Here is a 20,179-nt window from a genome sequence, read left to right on the forward strand (position 1 = left end):
GGGGTTACTCCTGAATCAAAGGGTGCACAGCACCGAGTAGCGGCAAGGTAATAATGGCGCAGGTACCGCGCCCCGGCCGCGAACGCAGCTGTACGTCGCCCTGATGGGCACGCGCCACGGCCTTGACCACAGCCAAGCCAAGCCCAGTACCGGTGGTTTTAGTGGTGAAAAAGGGTTCGCCAAGCCGGGCAAGCGTCGCGCTGTCGATGCCTGGGCCGTTATCGCTGATGCACAGCCGCACAGTCTCGCCGCGCTGATACAGATGAACTTTCAACTGTGCTTCACGGCCGCCCGCTTGAATCGCATTCTCGATCAGGTTGAGCACCGTGCCGACCAGGGTGTCGCGGTTGCACAGCAACTCACCGACACGGCTGTCGCACTGCCAGCGCACCTGCATACCCAGAACATGTGGCTCGGCAGCGCGACGCAGCGCATCAAACAGCGCGGTGGGCGCCAAGCGATCCGGTAATGGTAATTCGCCACGGGCGAAGACCAGCATGTCACGCACCTGGTGTTCCAGCTCGTGCAGGCGCTCTTTCAGGCGACCGGCAAAGCGCTGCTGCTGTTCAGCCGGCAGCACCTGCTCGGTGAGGTGGCTGGCATAAAGCAAGGCAGCAGAAAGCGGCGTGCGAATCTGATGCGCCAGCGATGCCACCATGCGCCCCAAGGCAGACAAGCGCTCATGGCGGGACAGTTGATCCTGCAAGCGCCGGGTTTCTGTCAGGTCGGTGAGCAACACCAGCTGACCCGGCTCGGCGTGCAATGAGCGGGTGGCAATCGACAAGCGCCGGCCATCTTTAAGGGAAATTTCATGACCATCGTCTTTACGCGGGGCAAAGTTGCGGGCGATGACTTCGCGCCACAACATGCCAACCAACGGCCGGCCCAACAGGTTACGCGCCACCGGATTGGCCTCACGCACCACGCCCTGCCCATCGATCACGATCACGCCGCCGGGCAATAAATCCAGCAAGCTCTGCAAACGGTTAGCCAGTCGCTCCTTCTCGGCCAACTCCTGCATGCGCTGGGCACTGACCAACGCCAGCTGACCTTTAAGCTCGGTTACCCGCGCTTCCAACATGCTGTAGGAGGCGTTGAGCTGGGTCGACATCTGGTTAAACAAGGCAAACGTCTGTTCGAGGCCGGCACGGCTGGCCTGTTCAACAGATGCGGCGGGCTCGTCAGCATTTTGGGGGCGTTGCAGGTTGGTGTTCATGGGTCTCTCTCGCGCAGCGAGCCGTCATAAGACAGTCAGTTGCAAGAGAGTTAGCAATACCCGTGCCGGAAAAAATATCTATCAAAATCACAGCCTTAAAAAACAAAGCCGAAAGTTGCGTCAAACCTTCGGCTTTATTGGTTGAGCAAACGCCAAGTCACTGACGAACGCGGGCAAAAGCCCTCAGTCGTCCTGCCCCTCGTCATCACGCCGGCTCATGCCGTATTTACGCATCTTCTCGACCAGGGTGGTGCGGCGAATACGCAAGCGCTCCGCGGCACGTGCAACCACTCCATTGGCATCATCCAAAGCTTGCTGGATCAGGCCCTGCTCCAGGTTGCCCAAGTAATCCTTTAGGTCCAGGCCTTCTGGCGGCAGCATCGCCGTAGAACTCACACCCGGCAGACCTGAGATCAGCGTGGCGCGCTCATCAATGTCATCGCGCAGGCTGGCAACCATGTGCTCGTCTTCATCATCGACATGACGGAACTTCTTCGGCAGCTCACCCACGCCAATCACGCCGTAGGGATGCATGATTGCCATGCGCTCGACCAGGTTGGCCAGCTCGCGGACGTTGCCCGCCCAGTCATGCTGACACAGCGACATGATGGCCGCCGAGTTAAACCGAATGGAGCCGCGTTTCTCGAACTCCATGCGTGAAATCAATTCATTCATCAGCAAGGGAATGTCCTCGATGCGCTCACGCAACGGGGCCATCTCGATCGGGAACACGTTGAGGCGGTAATACAGATCCTCACGGAAGCTGCCGGCCTCGATCATCTGCTCAAGGTTCTTGTGTGTAGCGGCAATGATCCGCACATCGGCATTCTGGGTTTTATTGCTGCCCACTCGCTCAAAGGTACGCTCCTGCAATACGCGCAGCAGCTTCACCTGCATGGGCAGCGGCATGTCGCCGATTTCATCGAGAAACAGCGTACCGCCACTGGCCAGCTCGAAACGCCCAGCACGGGTGGTGATCGCGCCGGTAAACGCGCCTTTCTCGTGGCCGAACAACTCGCTCTCCAGCAACTCAGCAGGAATCGCCCCGCAGTTGACTGGCACAAAAGGGCCTTCACGGCGCTTGGAATGGTAGTGCAGGTTGCGCGCGACCACTTCCTTGCCTGTGCCCGACTCACCCAGAATCAGCACGCTGGCCTCAGTATCGGCCACCTGCTGCATCATCTGCCGAACATGCTGAATGGCACGGCTGGTACCGACCAAACTACGGAACAAATTGGTCTCGCGCTGACGGCCACGCTCACGGGCCTGGTCATACATTTCGCGGTACACCTGGGCGCGGTGCAGCGAGTCGAGCAGTTTGTTGTAGCTCAGCGGCATCTCCAGGCAGGCCAACACACTACGGCGCAGCTCTTCCGGCCACTCGGCAGCCACCTGTTCGTCAAGCAATAGCGTCGGCAAGAACTCATCCCATTCGGCCAACTGCTTCAGCATGCCCAACACGCCACCCTTGGCGGTAATGTCGCCCAGCAACACGCTGAGCACCTCACGGCTCGACTCCAGGCCTGCGACAACCTGCTGACAGCTCTGGCTGTCACAGGCTATGTGGTCTTCACCCAGAAAATTCAGAATGACCGCCAAGTCACGACGGCGCTCGCTGTTATCGTCAATCAGGAGGATTTTTGTTTCACGCCACATAATTAATTTCTGATCCTGGAGTGAAAAACACACCCGCCGCTAAATACAACTCGCCCCAGCGCCGGTATTTGGCCGGTAGTAAAGTCAATTTTCTGTTCAATGTCAATTTTATGGCGTGCACTTTCCAATTCCTCAGCAAACCGCCTGAAATTTGCTCGAAAAGCATACAGATGCATGAGGGGTAAAGCAGAAGATCATGCGAGCACGCAGCTGCGCGCTCGGGGAGGGTCAGCCAAACAGCTGATAAACTTTTGCGCCTTGTTGCGACTGATTGAGTTGAACCAACTCATGGGCCAAACGCTGTTGCTCTGCCTGGCAAACGCTGACCAGCTCACGATAAAGCTCCAGCAACTCCTGCATGCGAGCGCGCAGCGTATCTTCGTCACTGGCAGATTCAACCATGGCTTCATCCACAGCCTGACGGCACTGCAAATCCAACTCACCAATAGCGGCCCAGTCTTGATTTGCCAAGGCGCTACGCAGCGCACTTCCGGTTTTTTCTAGACGCTGGACTGTCGAAGTCATGGGTACATTCCTTTAAACACCAAACTGAATCAATGACCTACAGCATCCCAGCCGGCTTTTACGTTGCGCAACAAACTTGCAACCTCATCAAGCGGTGCCACTTCATTCTGAACATTCGCTTCAACTAATCGCGTTGCCATATATTCATAAAGGCTATCCAGGTTGGCAGCCAATTCCCCGCCCTGCTCAAGATCAAGCCCCTCACGCAAGCCGCCTACGATACCAATCGCTTTACTGATCAGCTCACCTTTGAGAGCAACTTGATTACGCTCCATTGCTCCACGAGCTTGAGCCAAACGAGTTAGCCCGCCTTCCATCAACATCTGGATCAGGCGATGCGGGCTTGCTTCAACTGCCTGAGCCTGGGTGTTTACGGTTTGATACTGCTTGAGAGCCGCCATTGCGTTCATCGCTTTTCTCGCTGTTCTGTTTACTGGATACCTTGGGTATCGGCGCTACAGAGCAAAGCTTTAGCAACGAAATCAGTTTCCTACAGCCGGTTCAACCTCTGGACCGATCGCATCCCAGGCACTTTTGATCTGCTCAAGCAATGCCTGGACCTCATCTAGGGTACGCGGCGTGGTATCGATCGCCACGCCCGCCAGGCGGCGTGTCATGTAGTCATAGAGCGAATCAAGATTCTCGGCAATATCACCGCCCTGCTCCTTGTCCAAGCTAGACTGCAATACCCCTAATATAGTGATGGTGCTGCCGACAGCCATGCCACGAATCTCAGCATCCCCCTCAATTTGGGCATGCTTGGCCAACATCACTCGCTGCAGCGCCCCTTCTAGCAGTAATTGCACAGTACGATAAGGAGAAATATCGTGACTGGTTTTGACCTGCTTATAGGTATCAATCGGTTTCTTGCTCATTACTTATCCTTTCTCACAAAACCTGGCAGGCTAGCGAGTTGATTGGCCAGACTTTCACTGGTTTGCTTTAGCCGGCCGACCAGGGAGTCCATGGCGTTGTACTGAGCATAAAGACGTGTCTGCAGACTTTCTACTCGAACAGCCAATACTTTGCGCTGCTCATCGACGCCGACCTTGGTGGCTTGCAACGCATCAGTACGCTGCTTCAGCACACCAGCGTCTCCTACATATGAACCAACTGATTTGGATAGACGCCCCATCAGGCCATTATCGCCGGCGAGGTAACCGGCAAGCTGATCGAAATTGCCATCCAGCGCTTTGGTTAACTGAGTGTCGTCAATCTTGAGCTGACCAGTTTTCGAATCAGACGTAATACCCAAATCTGCCAGTGCGCGCACTCCACCTTCGCCGGTCATATTGACCATTTCATTGCGCAAACTAGACAACACATTGCGTATTGAAGAGTCGCCGAGCAAAGGGCCGGTTACCGGCTTTCCGCCATCGACTGGAACAACAGCGGTCAGCTGAGATGTTGTACTAATAAGGGCGTTGTACGCTTCCACGAACTTTTGCAGATTGGCCTTCACGCCGCCCTTATCGACCCCAACCGCCAGATTGATGGTTTTTCCATCAGCCAGATCTGTGGAGCTTTGCGCCGCAGTCAGATCAAGGGTCACCCCTTCAAGAGCATCCTCGATACGATTGGTATTGCGCTCCAACTGCAAACCATCGATGGTCAGCTTGGCTGATTGGGCCTTGGTGATAACGCCTCCGGCTCCAGTGCTGGAGCTGGGAGGTAAGAAAGCATCGGGATCATTAGGATCAATGGCAAACGCCTGGGACGTCAGAGCATTGTTCCCAGCGGTCACCCCATCGACACTCGCAGCAACCTGAATATCATTGCTCGCACCACTCTTAGTAGAGCTCAGCACCAAGCGCGAGCCAGAGTCGTCCGTAATAATGGTGGCGCTTACGCCACTGCTCTTACCGGCCTCATTGATGGCATCACGCATACCGGCAAGGGTGTTATTACTCGCGGTAATATCGACGTCAAAGCTCGTGCTCCCAGTCGAAATAGCCAGAGAACCACTGCTGAACGTGGCGGCGTTACCGCCCGCCACCGACTGCAAAGCAACCTTACTGCTAGTGGCCAGCTGCTGCACCTGAACGCTGTAATTACCTGCAGGCGCTGTAGTCGAGGCAGTTACTTTTAGTGCACTGGTATTAGACGAACTGGCCGTTCGAGACTCGAACAAGGAGGTCTTATTCAGCGAGTCGACAGCGGTTTTGAAGTTATTCAACGCGCTGGTTAGCGAGCCCATGGCTGAGATGCGCGCAACAGTGGTCTTCTCGAGATTGTCCAGCTGATTGGCCTTGGGCGCCCTTTCGGCATTAACCATCGCTGTGACTATTTCGTTGATATTGATTCCTGAGCCAATGCCCGTAATCCCGACCATGCTTCACCTCGCCAAAATAATGACTGCAACACGCTATATAGCGCTAACAGTCAAAAGCTGTGCCAACCCTGCTGGCTAGGCCTCAGCTTTGAATAACAAACTGCGAACCTCCGAAAGATTCTCTGCCAGTTGCAATGCTTCTTCAGATGGGATTTGCCGAATCACATCGCCCGAACCGGCATCAGTGACCTTGACCACTACGCGCCCACTCCCATCTTCTAGGGAAAAATTCAGACTTCGACGAACCGATTGAACAAAATCCTGAATCGTCGCCACAGCAGCTTCAACGTCTTCACGGGAGGCTGGACTACCGCTCTCAGTTTTCGTTGCTGAAGCCGTTGCAGTGCTCCCTGATGGCTTGCGATCAACAGCTTCAGCCACAACCTTTGCAGCTGAATCCGGTGCACGCTCTGTTTTCGAGGCCGCAGCGACCGGTGCAGACGTAACTTGTATAGAACTAATGTCCATGATTTTCTCCTCAGAATGAGGGAACGGGGAGAAGAGCTAAGCCCTTCTCCCCGCAGTCTAGCGCGTTTACCCTTAGCCGAGCAGGCTGAGCACAGCCTGTGGCAACTGGTTAGCCTGGGCCAAGATCGCAGTACCAGCCTGCTGCAGGATCTGATTTTTGGTCAGCTCAGAGGTTTCAGCAGCAAAGTCAGTATCACGGATCCGGCTGCGAGCAGCAGAGGAGTTCTCGGAGATGTTCTGCAGGTTCGAGATAGTGTTCTCAAAACGGTTTTGCACAGCACCGAGTTGTGCGCGCTGACTGTCGATATTGGAGATCGCACCGTTGACAATACCGAGAGCATCCTGCGCACCTGTTGCTGTGCTGATATCGATATCTTTAACGCTATCTAATGAGCTGAAACCATCAGTTAAACCTGCGCCCGCACCAGATATCTCGAAGGCACTAGCCGCCTCAAATTGTACTTGGCCATCCGCACGAGCGCCTGCGCCAGCAGCAACGTCCACAGCTGTACCTACGTCCTCACTACCATCAAAGTTTTTGTTAGTAAGCGTTGCAAGATTCCCCGTCTCAGTACCGATAGAAAACTCACTAAGTTCAATTTTCTCACCAGAGTTACTCACCAGCTCAATAGTATCGCCTTTGGAAACAGCAGATATCCCAGTTTTACCTGTTTCCTTATTGATCGCATCCGCGAGGGCACCAAGATCACCTGTATCAGTAATAACAGCCGAAACAACAGATGCTTCACTACTTGCACCCTCCAGCTTAAAGGAAACAGTACCAGATGCGGACACACCGCCAAGGGAAGCTACGGTTCGAGCGTTAGCAGTAACACCGGTTTCGTCGCTTTTTGAATTAACTGCAGATGCTATATCTCGGGCAGAAGAATTTGCACCATATTTTACTTCAACGGAGCCACCCGGGGCATTTGTGGTGAACTGTGAAGAAATACTGATACCGCTGGCGGTAGCGCCGTAAGCCGAAGCTCCTGAAGCACCTGCAGCGGCGGCTACTGCGGTTGCACTATCGCTGGTCGCACGATTGATGCCAATTCGGTCAGTAGCAGCCGAGCCAATCGAAACGTTAATAGTTTCATAAGCATTAGCGCCAACTTGGAATGCTTGAGAGCCAAATGAACCGTCAAGAATCTTACGACCGCCAAAACTTGTGGTGTCGGAAATACGATTAAGCTCTTGCTGCAACTGAGCAACCCCCCCTGCAAAGCAGAACGTTCGGTCGCGCCATTTGATCCGTTAGCGGACTGCAGAGCCAAGTCACGCATACGCTGCAAAATACCAGTGGACTGCTGCAAAGCACCTTCAGCAGTTTGCGCCAGGGAGATACCGTCGTTGGAGTTACGAGTCGCTACGTTCAGGCCGTTAATCTGGCTAGTCAGACGGTTGGAAATCTGCAACCCGGCGGCGTCATCTTTGGCACTGTTGATGCGGAAACCTGTGGACAGGCGCTGCAACGAGGTATCCAAGCCTTTGGACGAGCTGTTGAGGTTACGCTGAGTGTTGAGTGACGCTACGTTTGTGTTGACTGTAAGGGCCATGGTGTTTGCCTCCAAAGGACCGTGCTACTGAGATTGTCTGAGCCTGCGAGCTTCGGGCCTGCTTTGCTCAGACGCCCCATAAAGTTCGCATTCGATCTTTATATCGGCGGTCTCGGGTGCAGCTTTAGCAACTCGTTCTATTTTTTTTTCCACCAACAGAACAAACACTTAAGCGGCAAACCCGTGAAAAACCAGGTATCTGCCGACATTCCGACGGCAAATACCGAGTTTCCCACATACAAAAGCAGCCTATCCCTTCAGCCCTTATACCTTCATAGCACTGTGTCGGCATCAATCAGGCAACCATGAGGCCCTCCATGCTTCAAGATTTACCCCTTCGAGCATCCAACTTTCCTGCACGTGCTTACGCAGTTCGTCACCCATTTTCGCACTCGCGTCCAGATCACTGATGTGCATGCGGATTGCGTCGACCCAGTCCTTGAAACGGTTCTTTACCCGAGTTACAGGCAGTACGCCCTGATAACAAACTAGATCACTGCAAACCACCGGGAAGCCACAGGCGCCGTACTCAAGAAGGCGCAAGTTGCTTTTACATTCATTGAAGAGGTTCTGTTCGACCGGAGCCAAAGCAAGGTCCAGATCCAGCCTGGCCAATGCGGCCGGGTACAAATCAATTGCAACACCCGCATGCATCTCATGCACATAAGGACGGATTATTTCCGGGCACATGCCCATAAACACCCACTCGACCTCGCCGGCCAGCGCCTTGACCACATCAGCGATCAACTCCAGATCACCGGTATGGCTCACGCCACCGGCCCAACCGACGCGAGGCTTCCTGCCTCGCTGCCGTTTGGATGACAGGCCACTCCACCAATCCACCGGCAAGCGGTTCTCTATTACCCGAATATCACTATGCAACCCGGCAAAGGCCTCAGCTAACGGCGCCGTGGATACCGTAAAGCGATCAACAAAGCTCAACCCCTTGCGCAGCGACTTGAGTATGTCCTTCGGCATTTGTGCACGGTGCACACTCTTGAGCGGCAAGTTGGGCAGGTAATCATCCAGCTCATAAATGGTGAATGCGCGAGAGAACTTCTTGATCCGCCGCATGGCGTCCAGGCGCTCGTCACCGATCTGGCGCTGCAGCACGATAATGTCCGGGTCAAAGCGCTCCACATCTGGCACCTGCAGCAGGCCAATGGACATCATGCCATCAGCCATACCGCTCTCTTTGAGCGCCGAGAACGGCTTGATCACACGGTAGTTACCACAACCAAAGGGGTCTGCCGGATGAGCCAGCACCACAGGCAGCGGTCGCCAGCTGAGCGGTCGCCAGGTCAGGCCAGAGTCGATCTCCAGATCAAAACCACGACCACTCAATGCCAGATTACGGTTATAGGCAGGGTCACGCGCGATGTCTGGCAAGTGACGCTCGTAGAGTGCGTCTTGCTCGCCAACGTCAGGCTCTCGATATACATGCTCATGCATCAACACCGCATGGGCGGCCCATACGGTCAGGTAGCCTGCAGCACGCACGCGCAGGCAGAAATCGATATCGCGGTATGCGCTCAGCGTGACATCAAGCCCGCCAAGCTGACGAAAGATATCGGTGCGCACCATCAGACAGGCATCACTTACGGCGCTGTAGTTCTGGTCGACCTGCAGGCGTTGCAGATACCCCGCGCTGTCCATTGCCTCACCGGCGAAAGCCCGGCCAGCAGGGCCACGCAGCCCAAGTAGCAAACCGGCTTGATCAATACGTCCGTCGCCGCTCAGTAGTTTACCGCCGACAACACCGACTTCAGGGCGTTGCGCATGATTAAGCAACTCGTTCAGCCAGGCCTCACTCACCGCCACCGACTCACCAGACAGCAGCAGCAGGTATTCACCTTGAGCGGCCATAGCCGCCTGATTCTGGGCCAGCATGATATCGCCCGCAGAGACTACCCTAAGCCGGGCATTAGCAAGACTGGCAATACCCTGCAACCACGCCTGAGTATCAGCATCCAATCCATCATGGGCACCGAGCAGGATTTCGTAATGTGCGTAAAGGGTTTTCTCGAGCAGGCTATCCAGGCAGCGCTGCAAAGAGGCCAAGGGAGCATCGACCGCAATGATGATCGAGACCAGCGGCGTACTCGAATGACCGTAATCAATGCGGTAACGTGCAGGCAGCCCCGGAAGAACCCGCGCCTGATAACCGCGCTGGGCCAGATGACGCTCAATCACTCGCCGCTCATCGGGGTTATCCTGCAGTGCGGGCGCATCAATGATCAGCAGTGGCTCATCAACATGCCCCAACCCAAGTAGGCCCTGCGCCTCAATCAAGCGGACGAGCAGGTCGAACTCCAGGGCCTCGGCGAACTGTGCATCAAAACTACCGACGCCCAGAAACACATCGCGCCGGAACAACCAGTGACGCGCCATGATCAGTGGGAAGCTAAGCAGCAGATCAAGGTTGAAGCTCGGCAGAAATGCCCCACCCAGGCTGCCATCAGGCAAACGCTGCAACTGATCGCCGTAAATTGCACGGCACTCCGGATTTGCCGCCAGCTCAAGCCCGGCGACCATCAAACCACTGGGGGTGAACTCATCGCCGGCGCGGGCCAGCATGAACCAGGAGAAGTCGTTTTCGTTCACTACGCGGTTAATCTGTGACGCCAAGTGTTCATCGCTCAATCGAACGAAGTGCAACTTTTCTCCCGCAGAGGTCTTCGGTACATCACCGCCACTGGTCAACACCACGATCTTCAGGGTGGCATACAAGCAGCGCTCGCCGATCAGGCTCTTCAGCGTTTGCATCAACAGTGGCGATTGCCCATCTATATCAAGCACGATGATGCCGATCATCGGTCCACCGTCGTGCTCTTGCAGGTACTGATTAATCAAGCGATTTTCAGGCTCGGTCGGCAGACGCTCCGCCAACCAACGCTGCAAAGTGGGTACATCGGCGCACTCGTCTACCGAGATACCTAAACGTTGCAGCATATCCCCACGTTCGCGCTTCAATACCTCACTGTCCGAGCCGGGATAACGCTGATATAGCAGTTGATAAAGCGCCGGGAAGTTCTTCCGCTCCCGGCCCAGCATGTGATCGTCACTGGTGCTCTGCTCACGCGTATGAACTTCACTGGTCACAACCGGCACATGAACAAAGGGGTAGCGCGTGGCCAGACGCAGGAGCATGTCCCAGTCCTCGAACGCGGCGAGGCTGGTGTCGAACTCGCCTACGGTCGCCAGCATCTGCCTTGGATGCGCCCAGGTGTTAACCGGGATGTAGTTCTGCACGAACAAACGGTCGCGGTCGAACACCTCATGCTTGAACGGCTGGCCACGGCCCAACTCGAGGCGCTGCCCGTTTTCCAACTTTTCATTAACGTATTCCACGCCGGTATAGATGACGCTGCCCGGATGCTGCTCGAAGGCCTCGGCCAGAACAGCGAGGTGATTGGGCAGGTAGATGTCATCGTCGTCGAGGTAGACGATGTAGCGCCCACGCGCCAGCGCCAGCCCCGCGTTGCGCGCCGCTGAGAGGCCCTGGTTGCGCCCCTGGCGGATGTAGGTGATGGGGAAGTCATAGGCGGCCAGCAGGTGCTCGACCGGCTCGCCGTTGTCATTGATCAGGATGACTTCAAAATCGCGCAGGGTCTGGCAACCCACACTTGCCAGGGCGTCCTTGAGCAGACCCGGGCGGTTGTAGGTGGTGAGGATGATCGAGAGCAGGGAACTCTCGCCCAATGCCGCGAGCGCCTCAAGCCGCTCACAGAGATTGCGTACGCGCACCCCCAAAGGTGAGCCCACTTCGCTCGGGTACAGGGCGAGCCGGCGGCGAAGGTGTGCAGCGACATCGAGCTCTCGGCCCCGTAACTTGCCCTCGGCGTTGCGCTCGAACACCCCCTCAACCAAGCGAATATGATCGGCCAACGGCGCACTAGAAGAATAGAACTCGGTAGAGAGTTGCGCAGCATGTGACCTGTAGGTGACACCGGGCTCACTCAGGAAGATGAAGTCTGGGTATTTCTCCGCCACCTGCAGCATGGATAGCCAGTCGCCAGCCCCGTTGAGCTGAGGATCTCTGCGCCAGACTTGCAGAAATGGCTCGCGTTGGATCAGCGCCGCCGATGGAGGAATGTAGTTGTCATGAATCAGCAGCTCAGCGACTTCGTTGCGGCCACCGTCGTAGTCTTCAGAACGGTAGCCAGGATGCCTGGGCGCAACGAGAGCCTGCCCTTGCTCGTTCACCCAGCGGATTGAGGTGTATCCCACGACCGCTTTGGGCTTCTGCTGCAAACGAGGCAACAGACGAGATAAGTAGCCTGGGTTGTAATAGTCATCTGCCATCAAAATAGACAGATAGCGCCCCTGAGCGATCTGAATGCCGTTGAGTACATTGTAGCTGGGGCCCACATTGCGCGAGTTGCGCAGATAGCGTACGCAAGACTCTTTAGCGAACGAAGCGACGACTTCGGGTGTACCGTCCGTTGAAGCGTTATCGAGAACCAGAATCTCGATATCGTCATACCCCTGATCCAATACGGACGAGATGGTCTGCTTCAGGAAGCGCCCGTAGTTGTAGGCCGGGATTATAACGCTGAGTAACGGCCTGTTCTCACGAACTGAGGCGGCATCGCCCGCGATAGCAGCAGTAAGCGCAGCAACCCAGCACTCTGCGGAATAGGGATAACTGCGCTTGTCGATGCAGTAGCTCGCCAGTACTGCCGCGGCAGCCGCAACTTGCTCATTGCAGTAAGCCTCTCGGTCATCATCATCGCAGTCGCGCGCGTCGATGTAGCTACCTGGCGGCAACCATGCGGGAACGCTCCAATCCCCCACATAGACAGGCACATTGCCGCTTTCAAGGCACTCACGCCATTGCAGCGAGAGCAGGCCCGGCAACTCAGGCGTGTCAGCGCAAATTCTCCATAGCGGCACGCTCGCTGGCGTTGCGGGCAGATTCAGCGGTGGGTTGAGGCAGACGAGTCGACCGTCAGTGAAGGGTTCGCCGAGTGGAAGGAAGATGCGGGCGAACGACGCTTCCTGCTCAGCGGAAAAGCGTGACTGTTGGCCACGCAGCAAGAGGTAGCGACGTGCTTGCAGGTTCGAGGTGACCAGTGGTACACCGCCATGGGCATCTGACACCAGCAGGAGGGCGTCATAGCTGGCCTTGTGCTCGGTTACAACCCGCTCGATGATCAGGCCATGGGCATCGCAATAGGCCCTGAGCTGCGGCAATGGCAGCTCGCGCCGTAGAGACTCCCAGGATGAGTCATTGAGGACGAACAACTGCTCGGGATTATCATAGGCAATACCTGCAATACCCACTCGCCATGGCTTACCGAGGCAACGCCCACCGACCATCACATCACTCTGCATCATGTCCCCTGTCATTGTGTAGCGCCCTTGCAAGGTACAGAAATCGGCAGATTTGCCGAGAGATTGAGTCCTTGTCCGAAGCGTTCCCGGGCTTGCCGGGTAGATTATTCCTGTTGGCCTTGAGGCTTACGAGAGCGCGTGAAAGGTGAGCTGATCGTGGAACAGACAGCCATGCGTGACACCTGCCCTCTGCAGATGCTGCTCGGCATAGTCACGACCCGCGAACGTGGTAATGAATACATATACGCCATCACGCTGCAAAGCCGCCAGATGATCCGAACGCACAACCGCCACGCCACAGAACTGTTCGGCCTGCAGGTATTCATCCACCACCACCACCAACTCACTGCCGGGGCGTAGCTCCCGTAGTGCACGACTCAAACGGACACCATGAGTATTGGCGCCCCAGAACGCAAAACGCAGAGGTGTCGAATCATCGGGCAGCAAACGGCATAACGCATGCTCCATCAGATGGTTGTAGCGGCTACGTTCACGCGACTCGTAGAACGCACTGATTTCGGCCCAAGGCGCCCAGCGCTCGCGAGCGAGCTCTATCTGTTTGGCGGCCGCACTGCGGATTTTCTGTTTGACCTCTTCGATGTCCGGCACTTCGGGGTTCCAATCAATCTCGGCGAAGGTGTCCCGAGTATGGATTTTCACGAAGCGGTCCAACCATGCGAAGCGATCACTGATGTTATGTGCCACGACAATGGTCGGCACCCCCATCGCGATACAAGGCGCTGCGCAATGCAGGCGGCTAGTCACCACTAGCGCCCCTTCGTCGGCATAACGCCTGCAATATTCCCGAGCGAGGGCATCCAAGCGATCTGCCTCTTGTTGATCGGAGGGAATTCGCTCGTAGGGATGTACATGCGTTAGGCACTCCGCCTTGTCGAGAAGATGACGAGGAATATGTTCGAGCACTTCATCAGGCACATCGACAAGAAACACCTTGCCATCCACCAGAGCACGCTCGCGACGGGGAAACGTGATGGTCAGACACCCTGAGAGAAATGCTGTCACCCCCCGAGAACGAAACATCTGCATGACCCGCTCATCACGGGCGCCAATGGGCTCGTGTCGACGAAAATGCTCCAGATCCAGCGGATCATCCACATCACTGGAGAGCCCGAAGCTGAAGTAGATTGGAATGATATAAGGCGAGAGCGGTAGTGGACTCTGTGCATTGCCGAGCGTGAAATAACCGCACATCGGCATCAGCAGATAGCCGTGGTGACCGTCGTAATCAGGAAACTCATAGCGGTTGAGCCGGACGATCTGCTCGTCTGGAATGTCCATGCAGGCATAGAGGTGCTCGACGGCATGGGTCTGAATGTCGTCACCGAGATTGCTCCGGCTGCCTGCCGTGAGGTGGCCGAAAGTCATGACATTGGTGATAAGGCCGTACTTCACGGCCATCGGAACAGACATGGTAAAACCTCTATCAGACAGATGATTGCCACTGGGCAATCACTTCGGCGTGACGCTGCGGATGCATGAACAGGTAGTTGGTCTGAACGGTTTGTTCCGTGACTTCCGCACAAGGCTCCAATTTGCCGTCTGCTGCGAACACCCAGGCACGGTAGCCGTAGCGTTCGAGAAGAGTAAATACGTCGTTGGGGTGGTAGCCAAATTCTCGCGACCACTTGCGCAATAGCTCGATCAGGATGATGGGGGTGTACTGCAGCGTCTTTTCGCCACCCTGCAGCACCATCAGCTCCGCCCCTTCGACATCGACCTTCAACAAAGTGGGAACGACATCACGCGAAACGCAGAAGTTATCGAGGATGGTGGTCTTGCACACGACATTCTGGATGGCCGAAGCGCCACGCGATTGTCCGGTCAGTTTCAGCGATGTTGCACCCGACACATCAGGTGCAAAGAGGAAGCTGAGCTCGGCTTCCTCGTTAAACAGTCCCATACAAATAGGCTCGATGTTATTCAACTTATTAAGCTGGATATTTTTTTCCAGCACCCCGACAGTTGCAGGAATGGGCTCGAAGGCGAAGATTCGCGAGTTCGGACAATTGCGCCCCAACACAAGTGAGTACCACCCCAGATTCGCACCGATGTCGAGAAACACATCGCCATCTCGAAATACCGATTTGAGAAAATGGGTTTCGTCCGCCTCGTAACGACCAAAATCGAGAAGCGTATAAGGCGTCGCGTGAAGATCCACGGCATCTATCGACATGGCAATATCATGTGCTGCAGACGTTACCCTGACCCCCTCTTGGGTGATGCGGATTTCTGCCACATCAGTGCCAGAAATGAACGCGGGATAATCGAAAAGTCCTTGATGCCGATTGTTGACGTACTCGACATACGCATTCTTGTCGACTTCACCTGTCTTGAACTGCTCCCGAGCCTTTACGAGAGGATTTTTTATAGTCTTTTCCATAGGTCTACCGTTCAAGATTGGATGAAGTAGCGAAGGGTTCTTGCGAATCCTGCCTCGGGAGGAATCCTAGGCCGCCATCCCAATCTTTCCATCTTGGAAATATCACAGTGGCCATGCGCTCGGAACAATGCTTGCCGCGCTGCACTCGGAGGTTGATGTGTTACGTTCAAGCCTGGGGTTGGTGACAGTCGCGCGATCAGCCTTGCCAATTCAAGGATCGTGGTTTCCTGATCCAGACCGACGTTATAGGCATTACCGCCCTCGCCTCGCAGAAGCAACATCAGGAACGCCAAAGTGGCATCCCCCACATAGCAAAACGGGCGACTGCCGGAACCATCACTGTTAAGAGCAATATCTCGTCCAGCCAGAGAGTCGGCGACAAAGTCGGCAAACGAGCGCCCATCATCAAGGGCAATACCGGGGCCATAGGTGTGTGATATCCGCGCCATAATGGTTTCGACGCCATGCTGGCGGTAATAATCGGCGCAAAGGGTTTCGGCAACCCGCTTACCCTCGCCATAGCAGGCAGATACATCCAGCGGATCAAGCACTCCAAAATCGCCCTCACCGATGGGCTGGTCACTTTCACCATGGCCATAGACAGCGCCACTGCTCATGAACAGCAGGCGGGCATGGTGCCGACGGGCCACTTCGAGCAAGTTGAGCGTGCCAATGACGTTGGAACGCACGGTGCCAATCGGATCAGCCAGATAATGCTTTGGGCTTCCCGCACCTGCTGCATGAACGATGAAATCCACACGTTCGAACTCAGGGGGCGGATCGCAGACGTCCTGAATGATTGGCCGGAACCACTGGCAGTGCACAAGATGCGGAAAACGTCGGCGTAGTTTGTCCGCATCACGCGCCAATGCATGAATGACAACCGGCCGCTCAGGCCAACGCTCACTCAAAGAAGCGAAGAACTCGATCAGATAGGCGGCCAGAAAACTCGTGGCGCCCGCTATCAGCACATGGCTGTCCGCGAAACGCGCCCAATCTTCCGGGTAGGAGAAGATAGACTCCACGTCTTCTACGATCACCGGGTGGCGCTTGCAGGCGACTTTGGTCATCAGGGGCGCCTCGTCAGAACGCCCATGACCTGACCCTTTATCCACCCAGATCAACCGGCAGGTGCAGCACATCGACGACCTCGAGCCCAAGACGCTCCAACAGGCGGCGAATGGACGTTTCGGTAAAGAAATTAACATGCTCATGCCAATGCCGCTTCAGCGGTGCCAGCGCCAGGCTACCCGGATTCTCACGCATCAGAGCCTCGCTGGGCACCTCAAGAAAGAAGAGTGTTTCCGGGCCAAGCGCAGGAAGGATCTGCTCTACCAACTCCATCGGATAGGGAACGTGCTCCAGTACCTGACTGCAGGTCACCAGGTCATATTGGTTCTGCGCCACGTGCTCAAGATCGACGCGCTCGGCGCCTACTACCAACTCCACCCCGGAAATATCGTGGATATGCAGTAGACGGTTTTTACCGCGAAACAGGCTATTGATCCCCGTGTCACCACCCCAGTCCAGCACTGCAGGCGCCTCTGGCAGCCGAGGCGCCAGCCAGGCCTCGACCGCACTCAGGTACGCCGAGCGATAAGTGAAGTGCTGCCGGGAACTGGCGAAACCTGGCTCGAAGCGGATTCGCTGGTCGTAATAGATATCATCGCGATAGTTGTAGTATAGCGCGGCCATCTGCTCATCAGTGAAGCGGTAATCGAGAAACAGCGCCCCGCATTCCTGACACTGCAAAGATGCACAAAGGGTATACGCCGTACCTTGCCGAAGATCACGTAGGCCCCAATCAGCGGTGATCTCCACGGGTTCGTGGCCGAACACTCGCAGCGCAACGAAAGGCATCAGCACCGCAGGCGAGCGCTGCAATTGATCGCTGCTGCAGCAAATACAATGTCTGGCGATCAGTTCACGACTTACCATGTGCTACGCCCTCCATCCATCACCAGATTCGCGCCATTCATATAGGTGGAGGCATCCGAGCAGAGGAAGGCGATGGCGCCACGGTACTCGTCGGCCTCGGCCATGCGGCCCAGCGGGATCAGTTGCGTCAGTTTGCTGACGAATACATCGTTCTGCCCGGCGTAGACGCCACCAGGCGAGAGCGCATTGCAACGTACGCCCTGTTCGCACCAGTAGGTGGCCAGGTACTTAGTCAGGCCGATCAGGCCATGCTTGACCACCGAGTAGGTAACCGGTTTGACCGGCTGCTGCTCGGCCTCACGCCCCTCGATCCGGTACAGCCTTTGGTCAGGCGCAATCACACCCAAGTCTGAAGCGATATTGACGATCACCCCACGCCCCTGCCGCGCCATCTGCGTGCCAAAGATCTTGGCGCAGTTGAAGGCACCGCCTAGGCCAACGTTGAGATCGAGTTGCCATTGCTCCCAGGGAAAGTGCTCCAGACGGGAGAAGTCCTTGTCACCGGCGCTCTCCACCTTGGGGTTGCGCGCGGCATTGTTGATCAGGATGTCCACCCGGCCATGCTCGGCCAAGAGTTGCTGCCCAACGGCCTCGAGTGCCTGCAGTTCGGTGATGTCGACCACGTAGGTCGGGGCCAGGCAGCCGGTTTCCTCGGCCAGCCTGGCGGCGTTGGTGGCCAGGGCTTCGTCGTTGATATCCAGCAGCATGGGGATGCCGCCGAGCCCGGCGATGGTTGCGGCATGCTGGTACCCCAGCAGACCGGCACCGCCCGTTATAACGGCCAAGCGTCCGTCAAGACGGAACAGGCTTTCCACGCTAGCCATGCACGTTCACCTCGCTCAGCGCCACTTCCCTGCCCTCTTTCAGCGAGCGCAAAGCCGCCAGCGCCAGGCGCAGACTCTGCAGGCCATCGTGCAGGCTCACCTGCGGCGTGGCCAAGCCGTTCACGCAATCGAGAAAATGCCTGGCCTGGGCCAGGAACATGTCGTTGCGCAAGAACCCCGCAAAGTCGTTTTCCTCGCTCAACTCGCCCTCGGCGCCGTAAACGCGCAAGCGGTTGGCCAGCAGGTCGATCTCGGCGTAGCCGGCGTCGCCGACGATCTTGAAGCAGCGCACCGACGGGCGCTGCAGGTAATCTTGATGCAGCAGGATGGGGAAACTACCTGCGACGCCGTCGCACCGCATCAAAGATGATGCGGTGTCATCGACATCAATCTCTAGGTGGCTGAGCTGGCCGCCGTGGGTAACGATGCTTCGCGGCAGGCCGAAGAACCAATAGATCAGGTCCATCTCATGAATCTGCGAAAGAACCACACCGCCCCCCTGGTCGGAACGGGCAGCGTACATCTGTCGGTAATCTTCGTAACGGTGCCAGTTGGGCAGGTACTCACCGATCTCTGAACGGACGCTCAGCAGACGGCCGAAGAAACCGCTCTCTAGCAGCGCCTTGAGGCGCTGCAAACCGGGGTGGAAGCGGAAGTTGTAGCCGACATGGAACGGCAGGCGGCGCTGCTCCACCTCGGCCAGCAACTGGTCGATGCCGGCAAGATCGCTGGCCAGCGGTTTTTCCATGAACACCGGTACGCCGGCACGCACGCACTCGAGCGCCACCGGAACATGCAGCGAGTTAGGGTTGCAGATGAAGGCGGCAGCCGGCTTTTCAGCCAGCGCCTCGGCCAGGTCGTGATGCACGACGATGCCATAGTCGCGTTCGAGGTCGGCGCCTTCGTCGACGGTCAGGTTGTCGCGCAGTTTGATGCGTTGGCCGCGCACCCGGTAGGCGTGCACCTGCAGCTCATCACCAAGCAGTTGACGCAGGTTGCGCAAGTGGCGCTGACCAATGCCGCCCAGGCCACAGAACAGAATCTTCACGATGTCTTTCTCTCATTCAAGGCCGTACCGCGCAGCCAGTCGGCTGCCCGTGCGGCCATGCCGGCTAGCCAGCGCGGTTCGTCACCGGCCTCGCCACGGGCGACCTGCAGGACAAAGTCGCCACGGTAGTCGTACTGGATCAATTGCTCGCGCAAGCTTTGGAAATCGGTATCGCCCTGCCCCAACGGCACGGTCGTGGCGCCCAGGCGACGATCCTTGATGTGCACGCTGCCGACACGCGCGCCATAGGCGGCAAATTCATCCGCCGGGCGATAGCCCAGCGACGCACTGTTGCCAGCATCGTAGTTGACCTTGACCAGCGGGTGATCGAGCAGGTCGAGCAGCTCACGAAACGCCTGCGGCGCCAGGTCGGTTTCCAGGTGTAGTTCAACGCCATGGCGCTCGGCCTGCGGCAGCACCTGGTGCAGATTAGCCACCACCTGATCACGCTCGCTTTCGTCGCGAATACGCGAGGCGTCGACGAAAGGCAATACCACGCGGCCCACGCCCATTTCCGGACAGATGCCCAGCAGCCAGTGCAGGCGATCGAGCAGTTCGGCGTTCTCAGCCTGGCTGCAACGCAGCAGCGGACGGTCCATGAAATAGTCGGCGCAGATCGACACCACGGCGACCCCGTGCTGGGCGAGCAAGCCACGGAGCTCCTCACGCCCTTCGGACGTTTCCAGCGGGTTGGCGGCTTCGCCGAATAGGTCATAGATCCATTCGATACCGCGCAGGCCGATCTCGGCGGCGCGAGCGATTTCCAGGCGCCAGCCCTGACGCGGGAACGACTGAAAGCGCCCTTCCTCCGGCGCGCCCAGACGGCCCTGCATGGTGTAGAGGCCGGCGTCAGCGTATTGGCTCAGGTAGTCGCTCAT

General features: G+C 56.7%; 15 protein-coding genes and 1 pseudogene. All 16 read right to left on the minus strand.

Going from position 1 to position 20,179, the window contains the following annotated elements; genetic code table 11:
- Positions 1–4 precede the first annotated feature (4 nt).
- Positions 5–1,216 carry a sensor histidine kinase gene (locus ACEPAJ_RS14855; RefSeq protein ID WP_425915728.1) on the minus strand — a complete coding sequence of 404 codons (1,212 nt, stop codon included), beginning with the start codon at positions 1,214–1,216 and terminating at the stop codon, positions 5–7.
- Between the two features lie 183 nt (positions 1,217–1,399).
- On the minus strand, positions 1,400–2,872 hold the full coding sequence (locus ACEPAJ_RS14860) for a sigma-54 dependent transcriptional regulator (protein ID WP_322948561.1): 1,473 nt from the start codon (positions 2,870–2,872) through the stop codon (positions 1,400–1,402).
- 228 nt (positions 2,873–3,100) lie between these two features.
- Complete coding sequence (locus ACEPAJ_RS14865) at positions 3,101–3,397, minus strand: flagellar protein FliT (protein ID WP_090238591.1); 297 nt, start codon at positions 3,395–3,397, stop codon at positions 3,101–3,103.
- A 29-nt stretch (positions 3,398–3,426) separates the two neighbouring features.
- On the minus strand, positions 3,427–3,807 hold the full coding sequence (gene fliS / locus ACEPAJ_RS14870; RefSeq protein ID WP_425915730.1) for a flagellar export chaperone FliS: 381 nt from the start codon (positions 3,805–3,807) through the stop codon (positions 3,427–3,429).
- A 72-nt stretch (positions 3,808–3,879) separates the two neighbouring features.
- Positions 3,880–4,272 (minus strand): flagellar export chaperone FliS, encoded by a 393-nt coding sequence (fliS, locus tag ACEPAJ_RS14875; protein WP_425915732.1) that lies wholly within the window; start codon positions 4,270–4,272, stop codon positions 3,880–3,882.
- A complete protein-coding gene (gene fliD / locus ACEPAJ_RS14880) occupies positions 4,272–5,729 on the minus strand; it encodes a flagellar filament capping protein FliD (RefSeq protein ID WP_425915734.1) in 1,458 nt (485 codons plus the stop codon). Before fliD ends, fliS (ACEPAJ_RS14875) begins: the two co-directional genes overlap by 1 nt.
- 75 nt (positions 5,730–5,804) lie before the next feature.
- Positions 5,805–6,197, minus strand: coding sequence for a flagellar protein FlaG (locus ACEPAJ_RS14885; RefSeq protein ID WP_425915736.1), 393 nt, complete (start codon positions 6,195–6,197; stop codon positions 5,805–5,807).
- Positions 6,198–6,269: 72 nt separating this feature from the next.
- Positions 6,270–7,753: pseudogene (locus ACEPAJ_RS14890) on the minus strand (flagellin).
- Between the two features lie 291 nt (positions 7,754–8,044).
- A complete protein-coding gene (locus tag ACEPAJ_RS14895) occupies positions 8,045–13,093 on the minus strand; it encodes a glycosyltransferase (RefSeq protein ID WP_425915738.1) in 5,049 nt (1,682 codons plus the stop codon).
- Between the two features lie 123 nt (positions 13,094–13,216).
- Positions 13,217–14,521, minus strand: a complete 1,305-nt coding sequence (locus ACEPAJ_RS14900; RefSeq protein ID WP_425915740.1) for a polysaccharide pyruvyl transferase family protein — start codon at positions 14,519–14,521, stop codon at positions 13,217–13,219.
- A 13-nt stretch (positions 14,522–14,534) separates the two neighbouring features.
- Positions 14,535–15,491, minus strand: coding sequence for an FkbM family methyltransferase (locus tag ACEPAJ_RS14905; RefSeq protein WP_425915742.1), 957 nt, complete (start codon positions 15,489–15,491; stop codon positions 14,535–14,537).
- 11 nt (positions 15,492–15,502) lie between these two features.
- The gene (locus tag ACEPAJ_RS14910) at positions 15,503–16,561 is read right to left on the minus strand and encodes an NAD-dependent epimerase/dehydratase family protein (RefSeq protein ID WP_425915744.1); all 1,059 of its coding nucleotides are present in this window, start codon (positions 16,559–16,561) and stop codon (positions 15,503–15,505) included.
- A 37-nt stretch (positions 16,562–16,598) separates the two neighbouring features.
- Positions 16,599–17,429 (minus strand): class I SAM-dependent methyltransferase, encoded by an 831-nt coding sequence (locus ACEPAJ_RS14915; protein WP_425915746.1) that lies wholly within the window; start codon positions 17,427–17,429, stop codon positions 16,599–16,601.
- Positions 17,423–18,253, minus strand: a complete 831-nt coding sequence (locus ACEPAJ_RS14920) for an SDR family oxidoreductase (RefSeq protein ID WP_425915748.1) — start codon at positions 18,251–18,253, stop codon at positions 17,423–17,425. Before ACEPAJ_RS14920 ends, ACEPAJ_RS14915 begins: the two co-directional genes overlap by 7 nt.
- Positions 18,246–19,301 carry a Gfo/Idh/MocA family protein gene (locus ACEPAJ_RS14925; protein WP_425915750.1) on the minus strand — a complete coding sequence of 352 codons (1,056 nt, stop codon included), beginning with the start codon at positions 19,299–19,301 and terminating at the stop codon, positions 18,246–18,248. Before ACEPAJ_RS14925 ends, ACEPAJ_RS14920 begins: the two co-directional genes overlap by 8 nt.
- A complete protein-coding gene (locus tag ACEPAJ_RS14930; RefSeq protein WP_425915751.1) occupies positions 19,298–20,179 on the minus strand; it encodes a sugar phosphate isomerase/epimerase family protein in 882 nt (293 codons plus the stop codon). Before ACEPAJ_RS14930 ends, ACEPAJ_RS14925 begins: the two co-directional genes overlap by 4 nt.

Origin of the sequence: Pseudomonas sp. GWSMS-1, assembly GCF_049847425.1 — a bacterium.
Classification (GTDB): domain Bacteria; phylum Pseudomonadota; class Gammaproteobacteria; order Pseudomonadales; family Pseudomonadaceae; genus Aquipseudomonas.

Excerpts from the sequence above, each read along its gene's own strand:
- ACEPAJ_RS14855 (WP_425915728.1), bottom strand. The coding sequence starts at position 1,216 with ATGAACACCAACCTGCAACGCCCCCAAAATGCTGACGAGCCCGCCGCA.
- ACEPAJ_RS14860 (WP_322948561.1), bottom strand. The coding sequence starts at position 2,872 with ATGTGGCGTGAAACAAAAATCCTCCTGATTGACGATAACAGCGAGCGC.
- ACEPAJ_RS14865 (WP_090238591.1), bottom strand. The coding sequence starts at position 3,397 with ATGACTTCGACAGTCCAGCGTCTAGAAAAAACCGGAAGTGCGCTGCGT.
- fliS (WP_425915730.1), bottom strand. The coding sequence starts at position 3,807 with ATGAACGCAATGGCGGCTCTCAAGCAGTATCAAACCGTAAACACCCAG.
- fliS (WP_425915732.1), bottom strand. The coding sequence starts at position 4,272 with ATGAGCAAGAAACCGATTGATACCTATAAGCAGGTCAAAACCAGTCAC.
- fliD (WP_425915734.1), bottom strand. The coding sequence starts at position 5,729 with ATGGTCGGGATTACGGGCATTGGCTCAGGAATCAATATCAACGAAATA.
- ACEPAJ_RS14885 (WP_425915736.1), bottom strand. The coding sequence starts at position 6,197 with ATGGACATTAGTTCTATACAAGTTACGTCTGCACCGGTCGCTGCGGCC.
- ACEPAJ_RS14895 (WP_425915738.1), bottom strand. The coding sequence starts at position 13,093 with ATGATGCAGAGTGATGTGATGGTCGGTGGGCGTTGCCTCGGTAAGCCA.
- ACEPAJ_RS14900 (WP_425915740.1), bottom strand. The coding sequence starts at position 14,521 with ATGTCTGTTCCGATGGCCGTGAAGTACGGCCTTATCACCAATGTCATG.
- ACEPAJ_RS14905 (WP_425915742.1), bottom strand. The coding sequence starts at position 15,491 with ATGGAAAAGACTATAAAAAATCCTCTCGTAAAGGCTCGGGAGCAGTTC.
- ACEPAJ_RS14910 (WP_425915744.1), bottom strand. The coding sequence starts at position 16,561 with ATGACCAAAGTCGCCTGCAAGCGCCACCCGGTGATCGTAGAAGACGTG.
- ACEPAJ_RS14915 (WP_425915746.1), bottom strand. The coding sequence starts at position 17,429 with ATGGTAAGTCGTGAACTGATCGCCAGACATTGTATTTGCTGCAGCAGC.
- ACEPAJ_RS14920 (WP_425915748.1), bottom strand. The coding sequence starts at position 18,253 with ATGGCTAGCGTGGAAAGCCTGTTCCGTCTTGACGGACGCTTGGCCGTT.
- ACEPAJ_RS14930 (WP_425915751.1), bottom strand. The coding sequence starts at position 20,179 with ATGAGCGACTACCTGAGCCAATACGCTGACGCCGGCCTCTACACCATG.